General features: G+C 32.5%; 19 protein-coding genes. 8 read left to right on the top strand and 11 right to left on the bottom strand.

The genetic code is table 11. The features are described from left to right. Nucleotides 1–72: 72 nt before the first annotated feature. The 3 genes from P178_RS0114570 to P178_RS0114580 form a co-directional block, all read right to left on the bottom strand. Entirely contained in the window at nt 73–882 is an 810-nt protein-coding gene (locus P178_RS0114570; protein ID WP_027066897.1) for a TerC family protein, read from the bottom strand. A 2-nt stretch (nt 883–884) separates the two neighbouring features. Beyond that, on the bottom strand, nt 885–1,262 hold the full coding sequence (locus P178_RS0114575) for a hypothetical protein (protein WP_316930014.1): 378 nt from the start codon (nt 1,260–1,262) through the stop codon (nt 885–887). 71 nt (nt 1,263–1,333) lie between these two features. Continuing rightward, nucleotides 1,334–1,690 carry a helix-turn-helix transcriptional regulator gene (locus P178_RS0114580; RefSeq protein WP_027066899.1) on the bottom strand — a complete coding sequence of 119 codons (357 nt, stop codon included), beginning with the start codon at nt 1,688–1,690 and terminating at the stop codon, nt 1,334–1,336. A 258-nt stretch (nt 1,691–1,948) separates the two neighbouring features. Here P178_RS0114580 and P178_RS0114585 point away from each other — a divergent pair, with 258 nt between their 5' ends. From P178_RS0114585 to P178_RS0114595, 3 genes are all read left to right on the top strand, one after another. Beyond that, nucleotides 1,949–3,052, top strand: a complete 1,104-nt coding sequence (locus P178_RS0114585; RefSeq protein ID WP_036146918.1) for a M14 metallopeptidase family protein — start codon at nt 1,949–1,951, stop codon at nt 3,050–3,052. Nucleotides 3,053–3,168: 116 nt separating this feature from the next. Beyond that, a complete protein-coding gene (locus P178_RS0114590) occupies nt 3,169–3,648 on the top strand; it encodes an Lrp/AsnC family transcriptional regulator (RefSeq protein ID WP_027066901.1) in 480 nt (159 codons plus the stop codon). Nucleotides 3,649–3,735: 87 nt separating this feature from the next. Beyond that, a complete protein-coding gene (locus P178_RS0114595) occupies nt 3,736–4,257 on the top strand; it encodes a DinB family protein (protein WP_027066902.1) in 522 nt (173 codons plus the stop codon). Here P178_RS0114595 and P178_RS0114600 read toward each other — a convergent pair. Next, entirely contained in the window at nt 4,254–4,583 is a 330-nt protein-coding gene (locus tag P178_RS0114600) for a hypothetical protein (RefSeq protein WP_027066903.1), read from the bottom strand. The two genes, P178_RS0114595 and P178_RS0114600, sit on opposite strands and share 4 nt — an antisense overlap. A gap of 108 nt (nt 4,584–4,691) precedes the next feature. Next, nucleotides 4,692–5,753, bottom strand: coding sequence for a 3-dehydroquinate synthase (aroB, locus tag P178_RS0114605; RefSeq protein WP_027066904.1), 1,062 nt, complete (start codon nt 5,751–5,753; stop codon nt 4,692–4,694). A 111-nt stretch (nt 5,754–5,864) separates the two neighbouring features. Between aroB and P178_RS0114610 the strand changes: the two genes are divergently transcribed. Then, nucleotides 5,865–7,031, top strand: a complete 1,167-nt coding sequence (locus P178_RS0114610; protein ID WP_027066905.1) for a proline dehydrogenase family protein — start codon at nt 5,865–5,867, stop codon at nt 7,029–7,031. Between the two features lie 7 nt (nt 7,032–7,038). Here P178_RS0114610 and P178_RS0114615 read toward each other — a convergent pair whose 3' ends face one another. The 6 genes from P178_RS0114615 to P178_RS0114640 all read right to left on the bottom strand — a co-directional run bounded on the left by P178_RS0114615 (nt 7,039) and on the right by P178_RS0114640 (nt 11,874). Then, nucleotides 7,039–7,422, bottom strand: a complete 384-nt coding sequence (locus P178_RS0114615) for a DUF4258 domain-containing protein (RefSeq protein ID WP_027066906.1) — start codon at nt 7,420–7,422, stop codon at nt 7,039–7,041. A gap of 75 nt (nt 7,423–7,497) precedes the next feature. Further along, on the bottom strand, nt 7,498–8,697 hold the full coding sequence (locus P178_RS0114620) for an alanine dehydrogenase (protein ID WP_027066907.1): 1,200 nt from the start codon (nt 8,695–8,697) through the stop codon (nt 7,498–7,500). A 97-nt stretch (nt 8,698–8,794) separates the two neighbouring features. After that, a complete protein-coding gene (locus P178_RS0114625) occupies nt 8,795–9,454 on the bottom strand; it encodes a hypothetical protein (RefSeq protein ID WP_027066908.1) in 660 nt (219 codons plus the stop codon). Between the two features lie 95 nt (nt 9,455–9,549). Then, on the bottom strand, nt 9,550–9,681 hold the full coding sequence (locus P178_RS23655; protein WP_262493289.1) for a hypothetical protein: 132 nt from the start codon (nt 9,679–9,681) through the stop codon (nt 9,550–9,552). Nucleotides 9,682–9,908: 227 nt separating this feature from the next. After that, nucleotides 9,909–10,319: a tRNA (adenosine(37)-N6)-threonylcarbamoyltransferase complex ATPase subunit type 1 TsaE gene (tsaE, locus tag P178_RS0114635; RefSeq protein ID WP_027066909.1), complete on the bottom strand. Its 411-nt coding sequence runs from the start codon at nt 10,317–10,319 to the stop codon at nt 9,909–9,911. Between the two features lie 10 nt (nt 10,320–10,329). Further along, nucleotides 10,330–11,874, bottom strand: a complete 1,545-nt coding sequence (locus P178_RS0114640; protein ID WP_027066910.1) for a response regulator — start codon at nt 11,872–11,874, stop codon at nt 10,330–10,332. Between the two features lie 86 nt (nt 11,875–11,960). Between P178_RS0114640 and P178_RS0114645 the strand changes: the two genes are divergently transcribed. From P178_RS0114645 to lpxA, 4 genes are read left to right on the top strand one after another with little or no spacing between them, the layout of a single operon-like run. Next, complete coding sequence (locus tag P178_RS0114645) at nt 11,961–13,190, top strand: HD domain-containing protein (protein ID WP_027066911.1); 1,230 nt, start codon at nt 11,961–11,963, stop codon at nt 13,188–13,190. 23 nt (nt 13,191–13,213) lie between these two features. Continuing rightward, on the top strand, nt 13,214–14,230 hold the full coding sequence (gene lpxD, locus P178_RS0114650) for a UDP-3-O-(3-hydroxymyristoyl)glucosamine N-acyltransferase (protein ID WP_027066912.1): 1,017 nt from the start codon (nt 13,214–13,216) through the stop codon (nt 14,228–14,230). Nucleotides 14,231–14,232: 2 nt separating this feature from the next. After that, nucleotides 14,233–15,633, top strand: a complete 1,401-nt coding sequence (locus tag P178_RS0114655) for a bifunctional UDP-3-O-[3-hydroxymyristoyl] N-acetylglucosamine deacetylase/3-hydroxyacyl-ACP dehydratase (protein WP_027066913.1) — start codon at nt 14,233–14,235, stop codon at nt 15,631–15,633. Nucleotide 15,634: 1 nt separating this feature from the next. Next, nucleotides 15,635–16,420, top strand: a complete 786-nt coding sequence (lpxA, locus tag P178_RS0114660) for an acyl-ACP--UDP-N-acetylglucosamine O-acyltransferase (RefSeq protein WP_027066914.1) — start codon at nt 15,635–15,637, stop codon at nt 16,418–16,420. Nucleotides 16,421–16,451: the final 31 nt, after the last annotated feature.

Genomic DNA, 16,451 nt, shown 5'->3' on the forward strand with positions numbered 1-16,451 from the left:
ATAAAAGCCCCTTGTAAAGCAATCGTGAAACAATTGATTACAAGGGGCTTAAGTGGTTGATGAAAAGTAAATTTATTCCTCTATTTCCCCAACGTTTTTTTTATTCTTCTTCATTCGTAAATCAAAAAATTCTACCATTAAAGAAAAGGCAATAGTAAAGTATAGGTAGCCTTTAGGTATTGTACCTGCTTCATTACCAAATACAACCAAATGGCTTAGATGTGCAGATTCTGCTATTAACATAAAGCCAATTAGAATTAAAAATGACAATCCTAATATTTGAATTGATGGATGTCTATTTACAAACTCTCCAACAGGGTTTGCGAATATCATCATTATAATTACAGATATTACTACAGCTACAATCATTAGCACAAGGGCATCATTAGGATTGGGCGATATTCCGTTAGTCATACCAATAGCGGTAAGTATAGAATCAAAAGAGAATACTATGTTTATTACGGTTATTTGAAGTATGGCGTTAGTTAATGAGGTTGATCTGGCTTTTTTTACTTCGCGCTCATCATGTCCTTTATCTTCTACTTTTTCATGAATTTCCTTGGTGCTTTTATAGAGTAAAAATAAACCACCGAGAAATAAGATTATTCCTTGGCCGCTAATTCCTCCGCTAATCCAATCGCTATCAAATACCCAAAAAGGTTTTTTCATTGATGTAAGTAATGATATACCAAAGAGCAATACAATACGCATTGCCATGGCTAGAACCAATCCTAAGCTTGTCGCCTTTTTTCTTTGGTTGGGCTCAAGCTTTCCTGCTGCAATTGATATAAAAATTATATTATCTATTCCTAAAACAATTTCTAGAAAAGTTAATGTGAGCAAAGCGATCCAAGCATCTGGATTTGTGAAAATTTCGAACATGGTTAGTTGATTTTTATAGCAGTTCCGGTTTTAACTACAAGCTTCTTATTAGGGTCTTTTACTGCACTTTTATATTCAAAGGTGTATGAAGAGTCCGTTGTGCTTATTATTTTATAATGTATGGCTGTTTTGCTGTGAATATCTTGTAGAACAAATTCGCAATCGTTAAACCAGCGAACTGTAGCACTGTCAATTTTATTCTCGTAATAATCCACACTGTAGTCTTCGCTTCTGGCAAATTTGCCCTCTTTTTCTACACCGTCAACTTCGTAAGTGAATTTAAAAGTACCTGTTTTATATTTTTCACATTCGCGTTCAGGTTGATAACAAGAAGCTAGGATTATGCATAAAGCTGCTGTAGATAATAAGTTTTTCATCATACTGCAAAATAATGAAAATAGGAGTGAGGTAATGATGAAATGGATAGAATAGTTTCTATGCTGAGAGAAATTTATTTCTCTGTGTATGTTTTAAATGTTCCGTCAGTGTAAAACATGACTATTCGTTCAAGTGTTTTATGATTAGAATTATGTTCAAATTGATTTTTGTTATTCGAAGAATGAATTTGATTTTTATTTTCAGACTTGGGGAAGTCACCTTCATCGTACAGCAACCATTGCAAATCGACTTCAGAAAATGCTTCATTAATTTTCATAATGAACTCTAAGCTGGGTTTATTTCTGCCGTTTAATAAATGTGAAATACTTGATCGTTGTACATCTATTAAATCTGCGAATGCAGCCGATGAAAGTTCCTTGTGAGCTAAAATTGTCTTTAACCTTAATATAAAAGATGTGGTGTCTAGCATGTTTACAAAGTTAATATATTCTTTAGTCTAGTTCTGTTATAAGTTTAATAAATAGGTGTTATACAAGTGTTATTTATTAAGTTTTGGTTTAAATAAAATATTATAAAACACTGATTTAAAATATTTTAATATTAAAATTATTTTAAAAGTTAATTTTGTAAACTAAGGAAGCTTGTGTTCAGTTTAATTTCAATTGTAAATGTTTACAAATGTAAACTAAGGCTGTAGTATTTTTGCATTTATAAAAGTTGAGTGAAAATGAATGAATCAAATTATAGTGAGATTTATGTTTCTAATATTTTAGGGAGATATATTACGTATGACCATATAGATGAATTTATAAATGGCCTGCCCAGCACTTTTAAAATCGAAAAAGTAGGGGAGTCTGTACGTGGAGAATCAATTAAAAGCATCACGTTTGGTAATGGGCCAAAACGTATTTTAATGTGGTCTCAAATGCACGGTAATGAATCTACGACAACGAAGGCTGTAATTGATTTATTAAATTATTTAAAACGGAATGTTGCAGAAGTATCTGATATTTCAAACGTATGTACATTAAAAATTATTCCGATTTTAAATCCTGATGGAGCTCGAGATTATACGAGAGTCAATGCTAATAAAATTGATCTTAATAGGGATGCGCAAGATTTATCACAACCAGAGAGTCGTGTGCTAAGAAAGGTCTTTCAAGATTTTGAACCATACTTCTGCTTTAATTTACATGATCAGCGAACTATTTTTAATGTTGGGGAAACTAACAAGCCTGCTACAGTTTCTTTTTTGGCTCCAGCTTTTGACAAGGAACGTAACAATTCTCCATCACGAGAATTAAGTATGCAATTAATTGCAGCTATGAATAATAAGTTGCAAGAAGAGATTCCCGGTCAAGTAGGTAGGTATGATGATGGTTTTAATGCTAATTGTGTTGGTGATGCTTTTCAAATGAGTAAAACCCCTACTATTTTATTTGAAGCTGGTCATTATCATGAAGATTATAATAGAGAGAAAACAAGAGCTTTCATATTTAAGGCTCTTTTAAAAGGTGTTTCTACTCTTTTAAACAACACAATTTCAGATTATAGTATAGAGCAGTACCTATCTATTCCCGAAAATGGAAAACAATTTGTAGATGTAGTAATTAAGAATGATGACTATATTTCTAATCTTTTAACCAATAGTAAAGCGGTTGCGATACAATATAAAGAGGTTTTAAATAAGGGCAAAGTTGAGTTTAGGCCAGAATTACATGTGTTTGAAAAGGAACCTAAAGAATTGTATGCGCATAAGACATTGAATTGCAACGATGAAAATGACCTTAAGTGGTTAAAAGAAAATGATTTATTGAATCTTCAACCGTGATATTCTTTGTCTTTTTTCTTTGAAAAGGTAAAATTGTTTACGTTTTCTATAAAAAAAACGAAGTTTCAATGAATTTAATGTGATTATTTTTTATTTTTGGCAAAAATTTTACAACTATGGGCAAAGTCAAATTAGACGAAATAGACCACCAAATTCTGGATATGTTGATTGACAACACCAGAACTCCTTTTACCGATATTGCAAAAAAACTACTTATATCTGCTGGTACAGTGCATGTAAGAGTTAAGAAGATGGAGGAAGCAGGAATTATAAAAGGATCATCCCTTACTTTAGATTATGTAAAACTAGGATATGCTTTTATAGCTTATGTTGGTATTTTTCTTGAAAAAACACATCAGACAAAATTTGTTCTTGAGCGTTTAAATCAAATACCTAATGTAACTATAGCACATATAACAACAGGGAAATTTAATATTTTCTGTAAAATTAGAGCAAAGGATACTACACATGCCAAAAACATTATCTTCAAAATTGATGATATTGATGGTATTAGTAGAACTGAAACTATGATTTCATTAGAAGAAAGCTTCAACGATAAAAAGCGTTTGATGCATACCATTTTTAATGAGTTATAAATAACGGTTATTCAACTAACTTAAAAAAAGCCCGGTTATCTTATATAATTGGGCTTTTTTGATTTTTAATTATATAAACTTTATTCAATGAGAGTTAAGGAATTACAGGAAAATGAATTTCTATATTTTTATAAAACCTATTTAAATACCCTCGATGAGCAAGATGATTTGAAATCAGCTTTACAAAATGGTAAAGAAAGCTTTAAAGACTTGGTTCATGGTTTATCCGATGAACAATTTAAATATAGTTACGGAGAAGGCAAATGGACCGTAGCTGAAGTTTTGGTGCACTTGATTGATACTGAGCGGGTATTTCAATATCGTGCCTTTAGAATATCAAGAAATGATAAAACCCCATTGCCTGGTTTTGATCATAATGTATTTGTTGAAGAAAGTAATGCTAATCATAGAACCAAAGAAGATATACTTAAAGAATATCTTTTTGTTCGTAACGCCTCAATAAATTTGTTCGATACAATGTTAGATGAACATTTAAAAAGAACTGGTACTGCTAGTGATATTCCTTGGTCAGTAGCCGCGTTAGGTTTAGTGATAAGTGGTCACCAAAAACATCATGAAAATATATTGAACGAGCGCTATTTTAGTTAATCTAGTTCTTCTTCATTTTCGATCTCAAAATTTAAGTACAGTGCTTTCGTCATATCTTCCGATTGCATTACTTCTTCGGGTGTTTTGGTTTCTAACTCCTTTTCTATATTCTCTTCAAAATTTGCGATGAAGTTAGAAAGGCTTTTACTTATCTTAACAAGGTACAATGTGTCTACTGTTCTTAACTCTACAGCTTCAACATAATCACCTTTAATATTTTTGAAGCTGATAATGTCTTCATCACCATATCCATAAGGATAAGTTTCTATTAAAAGTGCTGCTAATTGGTGGTCTAATTTACGGTAATCAATAAGTCGTCTGGTCATAACTAATTTATTTATAGAGGGTTGTGATTATCTATAACTAAGCTAGCAATTAAAGTCACATTTCGCTTTATAGAGTTGTGAAAGTGCCTGTTTGAGTATATGAAGTTTTTAAACTTTGTAGTAAGCGAAAGCTTCTGAGAATAAATCTACAGGAATTTCTACATCGAACTCAGGTTCACCAATAGATTTTAAGAGGACAAAGTTTACTTTACCGTGCGAATTTTTCTTATCATACTTCATAAGTTTAAGAATGTTGTCAATATCATCATTCAAAAATTCTACTTTATCATATCTATTTAAGAATGTAGTTTTTATATCTTCTAAGCTTTCATTAGTTAGTCCTAAAAGTTTATTTGATAAATAAGCTTCTAAAATCATTCCTATCGCAATTGCTTCACCATGTAAAAGCATTTCTTTAGATTCATTCTCTAAGAAGTAAGATTCAATAGCATGACCAAGTGTGTGTCCGTAATTCAAAATTTTACGAATATGCTGCTCTGTGGGGTCTTGAAGTACAACTTTGTTTTTTATCTGAATAGATGTTAGAATATGATTTTTCATATCCTCTAAACTTTCTGCATCTTTTAATAATTCCCAGTAAGCTGTATCTTGGATTAGTCCGTGTTTCAGCATTTCTGCGAAACCGCTTCGTACTTGTCTATTATCAAGAGTATCAAGAAAATCTGGCACAACTAATACCATTACTGGTTGGTTGATAACACCTATCTGATTTTTCAAGGAACCTAAATCTATTCCCGTTTTACCACCTACAGAAGCATCTACCATAGATAAAAGGGTAGTAGGTACGTTTATAAAATCTATTCCTCTTTTAAAAGTTGAAGCTATAAACCCACCCATGTCGGTCAATACGCCACCACCAAGGTTAATCATAACGCTTTTTCGGTCGGCACTTAATTCAGATAAAGCTTCCCAAACACCTATGCACGTTTCAATGTTTTTATTTACTTCACCAGATTCAATTTCAATAATTTCAAACTGATATTCACCACTAATCTCTGCCATAAAATTTGGTAGACAAAGTTCATGTGTATTTTCATCCACCAAAATAAAAACAATAGAATATTTCTTTTGAGCTAAATGGGAATTTAAAGCTTGAAAAGCTTTTTCGTTAAAATGTACTGCGTAAGAATCTGAAATTATAGAATCCATTAAAAATATGGCTTAGTATTGATTACTATTTCACCGCAAAATAAAGGTTATTTTTAGTCTTAGGATTATAAATTCTGTGATTATATTTGATCGTTATAGAAATTTTAAAAAATGGACCAAATATTTGAAAATACCGCAACGGCATTTGCTTTAAAATCAGACTCAGAATTAGAAAGAGCTTATTTTCTTTTTAAAATGATTTCAAATGAACCATTAGTGAAAATGGGTTCGGTAATTACCAATTTTGCTTTTAAAGCACATTTACCTGTAGAAGGTCTTATTAGGGCTACTGTGTTTGATCATTTTTGTGGAGGCGTAAATGAACGTGATTGCTTGCCTGTAGTGGACCGAATGTGGGGAAAAGGAGTTTGCTCTGTTCTAGATTATTCAGTTGAAGGTAAGGAAGAAGAAGACCCTTTTGACACGGCTACCGAAATGATTTTGACAATTTTAGACTTTGTCAAAGAAAAGGAAGCTATTCCCTATGCAGTTTTTAAACCAACCGGTTTTGGAAGATTTGGGTTGTATCAAAAAATTAGCGAGAAAAAAGAACTTACAAAAAAGGAACAAGCTGAATGGCAACGTGTTGTTAATAGGTTTGATAAGGTTTGTAAAAAAGCGCACGACTTAGAGGTGTCTTTGCTTATAGATGGCGAAGAAAGTTGGATGCAAGATGCCGCAGACAATTTAGCTGAAGATATGATGCGTAAATACAACAAAAAGAAAAGAATTGTATTTAATACTTTACAGACATACAGATGGGATCGATTGCCTTATTTGAAAGCACTTCAAGAACGTGCGGTAAAAGATGGTTTTTTGGTAGGTATGAAGGTTGTACGTGGTGCTTACATGGAAAAGGAAAATGAAAGAGCCAAAGAAAAAGGGTATACTTCTCCTATATGCAAAACAAAGGTCGAAACAGATGAAAATTTTAATGCTACCATTGAATATATGATAGATAATCTTGATTCTCTATCTATTTTTTCCGGTACGCATAATGAAGATAGTTGTTACCGTCTAATGGAGTTAATGGAGCAAAAAGGTATAGCTAAAAATAATGAACACGTTTGGTTTGGGCAGTTGTATGGAATGAGTGACCATATCTCATATAATTTAGCGGCCAATGGCTATAATGTTGCTAAATATTTACCATTTGGACCCGTACGTGATGTAATGCCTTATTTAATTAGAAGAGCGGATGAAAATACTTCTGTTGCCGGACAAACCAGTAGAGAGCTATCGTTATTGAAAAAAGAAAGAAAGCGTAGAAAGATATAAATTTTAGTTATTGTAGTTCCACTTTCTGAATGGTGGCTTTTTCTCTACAATTTTTTACGGTAAACCTATAATCTCGTTCCTTGTATTCAGATTCTACAATGTATGTTTTACAAGGAACAGATTTAGTATCGCTTTTGCCAAAATCAACATCACCTTCTGTTAAAATATAGGTAACCCCAATAGAGTCTAATTGAAACTCTTGAAGTTTTTGCTTTGCTTCATCGCTATAGTACATTGACTTTGAACGAATATCTTTTAGTGTTCTACAATCAGGAAGATAGCAAAAATACACTCCGGTTTCTTGAGATTTCTTTTTAAGAAAGAAAGTAAGAAATACTATACCAATGGATAAACCTACCAAGAAAAAACCTAACCTTTTAAGAAAATCCATTTATGCGTTTTATGTAAAATTAAAATGCAAAATTATGTCTTTTTATAGGATAGAAAAAAGAATGCTTTCAGTATTCTAAAAAATAAGAAAATTAATATCACTGTATTGTAAGTCAAACCACTCTCCAACAGATTTGTTGGTAAGAATACCATGGTACATATAAAGTCCGTTACGTAGACCTTTGTCAAAACGTAATGAATTTTCTAAACCGCCATCTTCACCAATTTTTAATAAATACGGAGTGAATATATTGCTTATACTTACAGAAGCTGTTTTTGGATATCTTGACGGTATGTTTGGAACTCCATAATGTATTACATCAAACTTTCTTCTTGTAGGTTTATTATGATCGGTAATCTCGCTAGTTTCAAAGCAGCCGCCTGTATCAATACTTACATCTATGATAACGGCACCTTTTTTCATATGCTCTACCATAGTGCTTGTAACCACTACAGGAGACCTGTCTTTACCTCTTGTGGCACCAATAGCTACATCACAACGTTTTAAAGCTTTAAGCAGATTTTTTGGTTGAATAGTAGAAGTGTAAACGGTCTGTTTTAAATTGGTCTGTATATTTCTGAGTTTGGTGATAGAGTTGTCAAAAACCTTTACATTGGCACCAATGCCTATAGCTGAACGCGCGGCGAACTCTCCAACTGTACCTGCTCCAATAATAACAACTTCTACAGGTGGTACTCCACTGATATTACCAAACATTAAACCATTGCCGTTATTATTTGCAGCCATTAATTCGGCAGCAATTAATACAGAGGAAATTCCTGCTATTTCACTTAAAGACCTTACAGCTGGGTACTTTCCTTCTTCATCACGAATATATTCAAAAGCAATAGCGGTAATTCTTTTTCTGGCAAGTTCTTCAAAATACTCTTTGTATTGAGTTTTAATTTGAAGCGCAGAAATAACCGTTGTTTGCGGATTTATAAATTCTATTTCGGTTAGGGTAGGAGGCTCCACTTTTAGAATAAGTGGACAAGCAAAAACTTTTTTTGTATCTCTTGTTATCTCACCACCTGCAGTAATATAATCTGCATCTGAATAATGTGCACCTTCACCTGCACCAGATTCTATTAAAACACGATGTCCATTTGCTGTAATTGCATTAACAGCATCTGGAGTTAAACAAATTCTTTTTTCTTGATATTGATTTTCTTTTGGTAAACCTATAAAAAGCTCACCTTTTTGACGTAAAACTTCTAAAGTTTCCTCTTGTGGAATTAATTGATGTTTGCTAAAGGGTGAAGTGGGTTGGTTCATAACTAAAATATCCGTTGTTCAAATCAATGACTTGAAACTCAAATGTACAATTTTTAAAGAAATGAATGTTTGTACTATTTGTAAAGATAGTTTTATGCTAAAATTTAAGATGAAGCCAGTTTTGCAAGCGATTTTGTAAAATTTTTAAAAAATTTTCTATGTTACCTGTAGATAGTTTAGAGTTTAATTCCTCTGATAATGTCGGGAATCCAGGTGCATCATTTATATCATTCTTGTTTGCGGCTTTTTTTTTTGACGAACTGAAATCCTTTTCTTTTAATTCTTTAAGTTCTGCATCCATTGCATCCAAATCAATACCAAGAACATGCTTGTCATATATTTTAATTCTTAAAAAGTATACAAATGGAATAATTATTATACAAATTGGCAATAACCAAAGTAAATTCTCTGTATCTATATCGTTATCATAGTTGTATAAAACCTCAAAAATTTGGAAGGCATACATAGCAATTGGAATAAGTATAATATGATACCACCAATTTTTAACAGTTAGAAACCAAAATATCAACAAATATAACGGTACAATTTTTCCCATCATGAACCAAATAAATGTTGAAACGTCAGCAAAACCATGACTATCGATTGTAATACCAATTATAGTTACAGAACTTCCTGTAGCTTCAGGAATATATTCGTATAATTTATACAAAAATGGAGAAATAGCTATGAAAAAGACCATTATAGATTCTAGTAGAATCTTTCTTTGGGCTTTTTTATTTTTTACTTTAGGCGTCATTAAAAATTATATATAAACTTCTAACGATGGTAATGTAAAAAAAGTATAAAAAAAGGGTGTATTAGCATACACCCTTTATAAATAAAAATTTGTACTTAAATTTTTTCTTTTAATTTTCTTTTATCAATTCCGACTTGCTGATTATCGATATCAATAACTGGAGCAGCCATTGCTAATAAAAATACGCCTAAGGCAAGGGAAGCTAAGAAAGTTCTTTTGTTTTTCATTTTCAAGGGGTTTTTGGTTAAACATTAGTTTGTTCTCCTACAAACGTAAGAAATAATGTACAATTAAAAATGTTTTAAACGTTAAAAATGAGCATTTTATCTGATTTTATAAACATTACATCGATTTTTTGGTTTTTCATCGAATAAATACAATAAAAATTCCGCCTCAACGATGTTCGTTTTCTACATATAAGGTTTATACAAAACCATATCGCTATAGCAACTAGTTATGAGAGTTTTAGCCTGCGAGTTGACTCATCTAGAATTTCTATAGTTATTTCTTGAACATCTTTCGGAATTAGGTTGGGTATTTTCTCTGGCCACTCCATGAATATCCAACTGTCAGAGGTTAAATAATCATCTATGCCCATATCCATAGCTTCTACTTCATCTTCAAGTCTGTAAAAATCAAAATGATAAGCTAATAATTCTCCATTTTCTAATGCATATTCATTTACTAGACCAAATGTAGGGCTGCTTACATTATCCTTACTTCCTAACTCCTTAATAAATGCTTTAATAAGTGTAGTTTTACCAGCACCCATTGGAGCATAAAAAGCTAAGGTTTTGCTATTTGATTTTTCTATTAGCTGCTTTACAATGTTGCTTAAATCTTTTTCTTTATAAATATATTCCATATTCCTAAAACTATTTAGGCTCCAAAACTACAAAAGGTATAATCATTTCCTCTAATGATACACCGCCATGTTGGTATGTATTTCTATAATAACTAACATAGTGATTGTAATTATTTGGATAAGCAAAAAACAAATCATTCTTAGCGAAAATATAAGAGCTACTCATATTAATACTTGGTAAATGAATAGATTTAGGATCTTTTGCAGCTAGCACATCATTCTTTTCATAAGTTAAGCTCCTACCGGTCTTGTAACGTAAATTTAGACTGGTATCTCTGTCGCCCACCACTTTTGAAGGTGATTTTACATTTATAGTTCCGTGATCAGTAGTGATGATTAACTTCATTCCCAAAGTTTGTGCTTGTTGAATAATTTCTAACATTGGGGAATTTTTAAACCAACTTGTGGTTAGCGATCTGTACGATTTATCATTAGATGCTAATTCCTTTATTACCTCCATTTCGGTTTTGGAGTGAGATAGCATATCCACAAAATTATATACAATAACAGTTAGGTCATTGTCTTTTTGCCCTTTGAAATTCTGACTTAAATGCTTTCCTTGTTTAAGACTACTAATTTTATGATACTCCCATTTTAAATCTAATCCCAATCTTTTTAACTGTGCATCAAGAAATTTGTCTTCAAATAAATTTTTACCTCCTTCATCCGTATCGTTTTTCCACCAATCCGGATACTTTTTCTCCATATCTAAAGGGGTAAGTCCAGAGAATATAGCGTTACGCGCATATTGTGTAGCCGTAGGTAATATGCTATAATATGAATCTTCTTTTTTCTTTTTGTAAAAGGAGTTTACAGTATCTTCAAAAGCGTACCATTGATCGTAACGCAAATTATCAACTACAATCAATAAAGTTTTTTGATCTTTAATTTCTGGTGCAATCCATTTTTTGAATAGTGTATGAGACATTACCGGTGCATCAATATCTGTAAACCAATCTTCATAGTTGCGCTCTACGAATTTCCCAAATTGCTGATTTGCTTCCGTCTTTTGCGATTCAAGAATTTCGAACATGCCACTATCTTCAATTTCTTCTAATTGTAGTTCCCAATAAATAAGCTTTTTATACAAATCTGCCCATTCTTGATAAGAATTGACCATTGATAAGTCCATCGCAATTTTTCTGAATTCTTGCTGATAGTTGCTTGTGGTTTTTTCAGAAACTAATCTAGAATGATCTAAATTCTTTTTTAAAGAAAGCAAAATCTGGTTTGGGTTTACTGGCTTAATTAGGTAATCGGCAATTTTAGAACCAATAGCTTCTTCCATTATAAACTCTTCTTCACTCTTGGTAATCATAACCACGGGTAAGGAATTATCTATTACTTTAATTTCTGAAAGTGTTTCTAAACCAGATATACCTGGCATATTTTCATCTAAGAAAACAATATCTACTCTAGTTTCCGCTAATTCTTCTAAAGCCTCTTGTCCACTCTGGCAGGTGATTACGCTATAGTTTTTAGATTCAAGAAAGATGATATGAGGTTTGAGTAAATCAATTTCATCATCTACCCATAATATTTTTATTTTGTTCATTGAATTATTATTTGACGATAATCAAATTCTATGCTAATGCTTTTGTATAACTTTGAAATGTTAATTTCAGAAAAGACGACGTTATCTTGAAGACATCAAACAAATTGAAAATCTTTAATGATCCAATTTACGGATTTATTAGAATTCCCAATACGCTCATTTTTGACCTCATTGCAGATCCTTATTTTCAAAGGCTCCGAAGAATTTCTCAAATGGGGCTATCTTATTTAGTGTATCCTGGGGCACACCATACTAGATTTCATCATGCATTGGGTTGCATGTATTTAATGCAGAAATCAATACAAGTACTTCGTTTTAAAGGAGTTGAAATAACTCAGAAAGAAGAAGACGGACTTTTAGGAGCTATACTTTTACATGATATTGGGCATGGTCCCTTTTCACATGCTATGGAGCATAGCATTGTAGAAGGTGTTAGTCATGAGTTTATTTCGCTTCAATTTATGAAGGAACTTAATGAGCGATTTAACGGAAGTTTAACGGAAGCAATTTCTATTTTCACCGGTAAGCACTCGAAAAAGTTTTTAAATCAATTGGTATCTAGCCAGTTAGATATGGATAGACTTGACTATTTAAAACGAGATAGCTTTTATACTGGTGTAGCGGAGGGTAATACCAATGCGGAACGATTAATTACGATGTTAAACGTTGTAGACGGTAATTTAGTAATAGAGGAAAAGGGAATTTATTCGGTAGAAAAATTCCTTATGGCTCGTCGCTTTATGTACTGGCAAGTGTACTTGCATAAGACTGCAGTAGTCGCAGAACGTTTACTAATTAGTATTCTTAAGAGAGCACGATCACTTATTGAAAAAGGAGAAACTTTAGTCTGTAGCCAAGCGCTAGGTTATTTCTTAACCCACCATATTGATATAAATAATTTTGATAGTGATACGTTAGAAAAATTCGCCAAACTTGATGACGTTGATATATTGGCTGCTTTAAAAGAATGGCAAAATTCAAGTGATTTTGTGTTATCCGCTCTTTGCGAGATGATAATACATAGAAAGCTTTTACATATTAAGGTTAAAAAGGATCCTATTTCTGATAGTAAATTTTTAATTCAACAAAATAAGGTGAAAAAGCGTTACAATCTTACAGATGAAGAAGCTTCATACTTTGTTTTCAAGGGAGAGTTAAAGAATAAGGCTTATGATAGGGAACATCAGACTATCAACATTTTAAGAAAAAATGGAAAGATAACAGATGTTGCCAAATTATCTGACCACCTTAATTTGAATGCACTTTCAAAAACAGTGACCAAATATTATATGTGTTATCCTAAAGAAGGTGTTTAACAATTTTTCTTACTTTTACGCTCATGAAATTTACAGCAGGTCAGATTGCAGGTATCTTAGAAGGAGAAGTGCATGGAAATCCAGAAATAGCCGTACATAAACTTGCTAAAATCGAGGAAGGCGAAGAAGGTTCCCTTACTTTTTTAGCTAATCCTAAGTATACTTCGTTCATTTACAAGACAAAGGCATCTATAACAATAGTAAATAAAAGTTTTGTTCCTGAACAAGATCTTGAAACTACTTTGATTAAAGTTGAAGATGCTTATAAGTCTTTTTCTAAATTGTTAGAATACTACAATCAAGTCAAAAACAATAAAGTAGGGATAGAAGAACCTATTTTTAAATCGGACACCGCCACTTATGGTTCCGATGTTTATATAGGAGCTTTTGCTTATTTGGGAAATAATGTAACCTTAGGAGATAACGTTAAAGTATACCCTAATGTATATATTGGTGACAATGTAAAAATTGGAAATAATGTTATTCTTTTTGCAGGTGCAAAAGTTTATTCAGAAACCATAATCGGTAACAATTGTGTAGTAAATAGTGGAGTGGTTTTAGGTGCTGATGGATTTGGTTTTGCGCCAAATGAAGATGGGGAGTTTGCGAAAGTACCACAGACCGGTAATGTAATATTAGAAGATAATGTAGATATTGGTGCCGGTACTACCATAGATAGAGCAACTTTAGGTTCTACTATTTTGAGAAAAGGCGTGAAGTTAGATAACCAAATACAGATTGCACATAATGTTGAAATTGGTGAGCATACCGTTATTGCTGCGCAAACAGGAATAGCTGGATCTACCAAAATAGGAAAACATTGTATGATTGGTGGACAAGTAGGTATTGTAGGCCATATTGTTATTGGTGATTTTGTGAAAATACAAGCCCAATCTGGTATTGGTAGAAATGTAAAAGATAATGAAGTATTGCAGGGTTCACCAGCATTGAATTACGGTGATTTCAACAAATCTTATGTTCATTTTAAGAACTTACCAAAAATAATTAGTAGAATCGACACTTTAGAAAAGAAGGACTGAGGATGAGTACAACAAACAACAAACAAAGAACAATTAGTAAAAAGGTAAGCCTAACGGGAGTAGGTTTACATACTGGGAGCGATGTTACCATTAAATTTTTACCTGCAAATGAAAACCACGGTTATGCATTTAAAAGGGTAGACTTAGAAGGAGAACCTATAATTCCAGCTGATGCTAACCTTGTTATAAATACACAACGAGGCACCAATTTGGAAAAAAATGGTGTAAAGATTCAAACTTCAGAGCATGTTTTAGCTGCTTTGGTTGGTCTTGAAATAGATAATGTTTTAATAGAGCTGAACGCTGCTGAACCGCCTATTATGGATGGTTCTTCTAAGTTTTTTGTAGAAGTTTTGGAGAGTGCTGGTATTGTTGAGCAAGATGCAGTTCGAGAAGAATACATTGTAAAAGATGTTATTTCATTTAAAGATGAAGAAACTGGTAGCGAAATAACAATCATTCCCTCAGACGAATATCAAGTGATGACAATGGTAGATTTTGGGACTAAAGTCTTAGGAACTCAAAATGCTACTCTGGATAAAATTTCTGATTTTAAATCGGAAATTTCTAATGCACGTACATTTAGTTTTTTACACGAGCTGGAAATGCTTTTGGAAAATGGACTTATTAAAGGTGGAGATTTAAATAATGCCATTGTTTATGTGGATAAAGAAATTTCTGAAGCTACAATGTCAAAATTAGAGAAGGCTTTTGACAAAAAGAAGCTTTCTGTTAAGGCAAATGGTATTTTAGATAATCTAACATTACACCAACCTAACGAAGCTGCAAGACATAAATTATTAGATGTTATTGGAGATTTAGCCTTAATTGGTACACGTATTCGTGGTAAGGTGATAGCAAACAAACCAGGGCATTATGTAAATAACCAATTTGCCAAGAAACTGTCTCAAATCATAAAATTAGAAAAACGTAATAAAGTACCAAAGTACGATTTAAGTTTACCTCCATTAATGGATATCCACAAGATAATGGATATGCTTCCTCACAGACCTCCTTTCTTATTAATAGATCGAATTATTGAGCTTTCTGATGAGCATGTAGTAGGTATGAAAAATGTTACGATGAACGAACCTTTCTTCGTTGGTCATTTTCCCGGGGCTCCGGTAATGCCAGGTGTACTTCAAGTAGAAGCTATGGCGCAAACGGGTGGTATTTTAGTTTTAAGTACTGTTCCTGATCCAGAAAATTATTTGACTTTGTTTATGAAAATAGATAAAGTAAAATTTAAAAGACAAGTACTGCCAGGCGATACTTTAATATTTCACTGTAGTTTAATTACACCTATTAGAAGAGGTATTTGTCATATGCAGGCATATGCATACGCTAATGATAAATTGGTAAGTGAAGCAGAGTTAATGGCGCAAATAGTTAAAAGAACTTAGAATGAATCAACCTTTAGCCTATATTCATCCAGGAGCTAAAATATCTAAAAATGTTGTAGTTGAACCTTTTACTACCATTCATAACAATGTAACAATTGGTGATGGTACATGGATAGGTTCTAACGTCACCATAATGGAAGGAGCTCGTATTGGAAAAAATTGCAATATTTTTCCTGGTGCCGTTATTTCTGCATCTCCTCAAGATTTAAAGTATGACGGAGAAGAAACAACCGTAGTTATTGGAGATAATACCACTATTAGAGAGTGTGCTACAATCCACAAAGGAACATCAGACCGTATGAAAACGGTAATTGGCAAGAATTGTTTAATCATGGCATATTGCCATATTGCTCATGATTGCCTAGTTGGTGACAATTGTATATTTTCAAATAATTCTACCTTGGCAGGTCATGTAACCATTGGCGACAATGTTATTCTGGCGGGTTTAGTTGCTGTGCATCAATTTGTATCGGTAGGGCAACATGCTTTTGTAACTGGCGGATCTTTAGTTAGAAAAGATGTGCCACCTTATGTGAAAGCAGCAAGGGAGCCATTATCATACGTAGGTATTAATTCTGTAGGATTAAGAAGGAGAGGTTTTATATCTGATAAGATTAGAGAGATACAGAATATCTATCGTATTCTATATCAAAAAAATTATAATAATTCTCAAGCAGTACAAATAATTGAAGCTGAAATGGAGGCAACTCCTGAGCGCGATGAAATTTTACAATTTATTCGCGATTCCCAACGTGGAATTATGAAAGGATATTTCAGCAACAATTAGTAAATCTATTTTAAACTTAAGTTAATAACAT

Source organism: Maribacter sp. Hel_I_7, from assembly GCF_000688315.1.
GTDB lineage: Bacteria > Bacteroidota > Bacteroidia > Flavobacteriales > Flavobacteriaceae > Maribacter > Maribacter stanieri.

Coding starts and splice junctions, on each gene's coding strand:
- P178_RS0114590 (WP_027066901.1), top strand. CDS start 3,169: ATGGGCAAAGTCAAATTAGACGAAATAGACCACCAAATTCTGGATATG.
- lpxA (WP_027066914.1), top strand. CDS start 15,635: ATGAATCAACCTTTAGCCTATATTCATCCAGGAGCTAAAATATCTAAA.
- tsaE (WP_027066909.1), bottom strand. CDS start 10,319: ATGGAATATATTTATAAAGAAAAAGATTTAAGCAACATTGTAAAGCAG.
- P178_RS23655 (WP_262493289.1), bottom strand. CDS start 9,681: ATGAAAAACAAAAGAACTTTCTTAGCTTCCCTTGCCTTAGGCGTATTT.
- P178_RS0114580 (WP_027066899.1), bottom strand. CDS start 1,690: ATGCTAGACACCACATCTTTTATATTAAGGTTAAAGACAATTTTAGCT.
- lpxD (WP_027066912.1), top strand. CDS start 13,214: ATGAAATTTACAGCAGGTCAGATTGCAGGTATCTTAGAAGGAGAAGTG.
- P178_RS0114600 (WP_027066903.1), bottom strand. CDS start 4,583: ATGACCAGACGACTTATTGATTACCGTAAATTAGACCACCAATTAGCA.
- P178_RS0114570 (WP_027066897.1), bottom strand. CDS start 882: ATGTTCGAAATTTTCACAAATCCAGATGCTTGGATCGCTTTGCTCACA.
- P178_RS0114655 (WP_027066913.1), top strand. CDS start 14,233: ATGAGTACAACAAACAACAAACAAAGAACAATTAGTAAAAAGGTAAGC.
- P178_RS0114610 (WP_027066905.1), top strand. CDS start 5,865: ATGGACCAAATATTTGAAAATACCGCAACGGCATTTGCTTTAAAATCA.
- P178_RS0114615 (WP_027066906.1), bottom strand. CDS start 7,422: ATGGATTTTCTTAAAAGGTTAGGTTTTTTCTTGGTAGGTTTATCCATT.
- P178_RS0114575 (WP_316930014.1), bottom strand. CDS start 1,262: ATGATGAAAAACTTATTATCTACAGCAGCTTTATGCATAATCCTAGCT.
- P178_RS0114640 (WP_027066910.1), bottom strand. CDS start 11,874: ATGAACAAAATAAAAATATTATGGGTAGATGATGAAATTGATTTACTC.
- P178_RS0114620 (WP_027066907.1), bottom strand. CDS start 8,697: ATGAACCAACCCACTTCACCCTTTAGCAAACATCAATTAATTCCACAA.
- P178_RS0114585 (WP_036146918.1), top strand. CDS start 1,949: ATGAATGAATCAAATTATAGTGAGATTTATGTTTCTAATATTTTAGGG.
- aroB (WP_027066904.1), bottom strand. CDS start 5,753: ATGGATTCTATAATTTCAGATTCTTACGCAGTACATTTTAACGAAAAA.
- P178_RS0114595 (WP_027066902.1), top strand. CDS start 3,736: ATGAGAGTTAAGGAATTACAGGAAAATGAATTTCTATATTTTTATAAA.
- P178_RS0114625 (WP_027066908.1), bottom strand. CDS start 9,454: ATGACGCCTAAAGTAAAAAATAAAAAAGCCCAAAGAAAGATTCTACTA.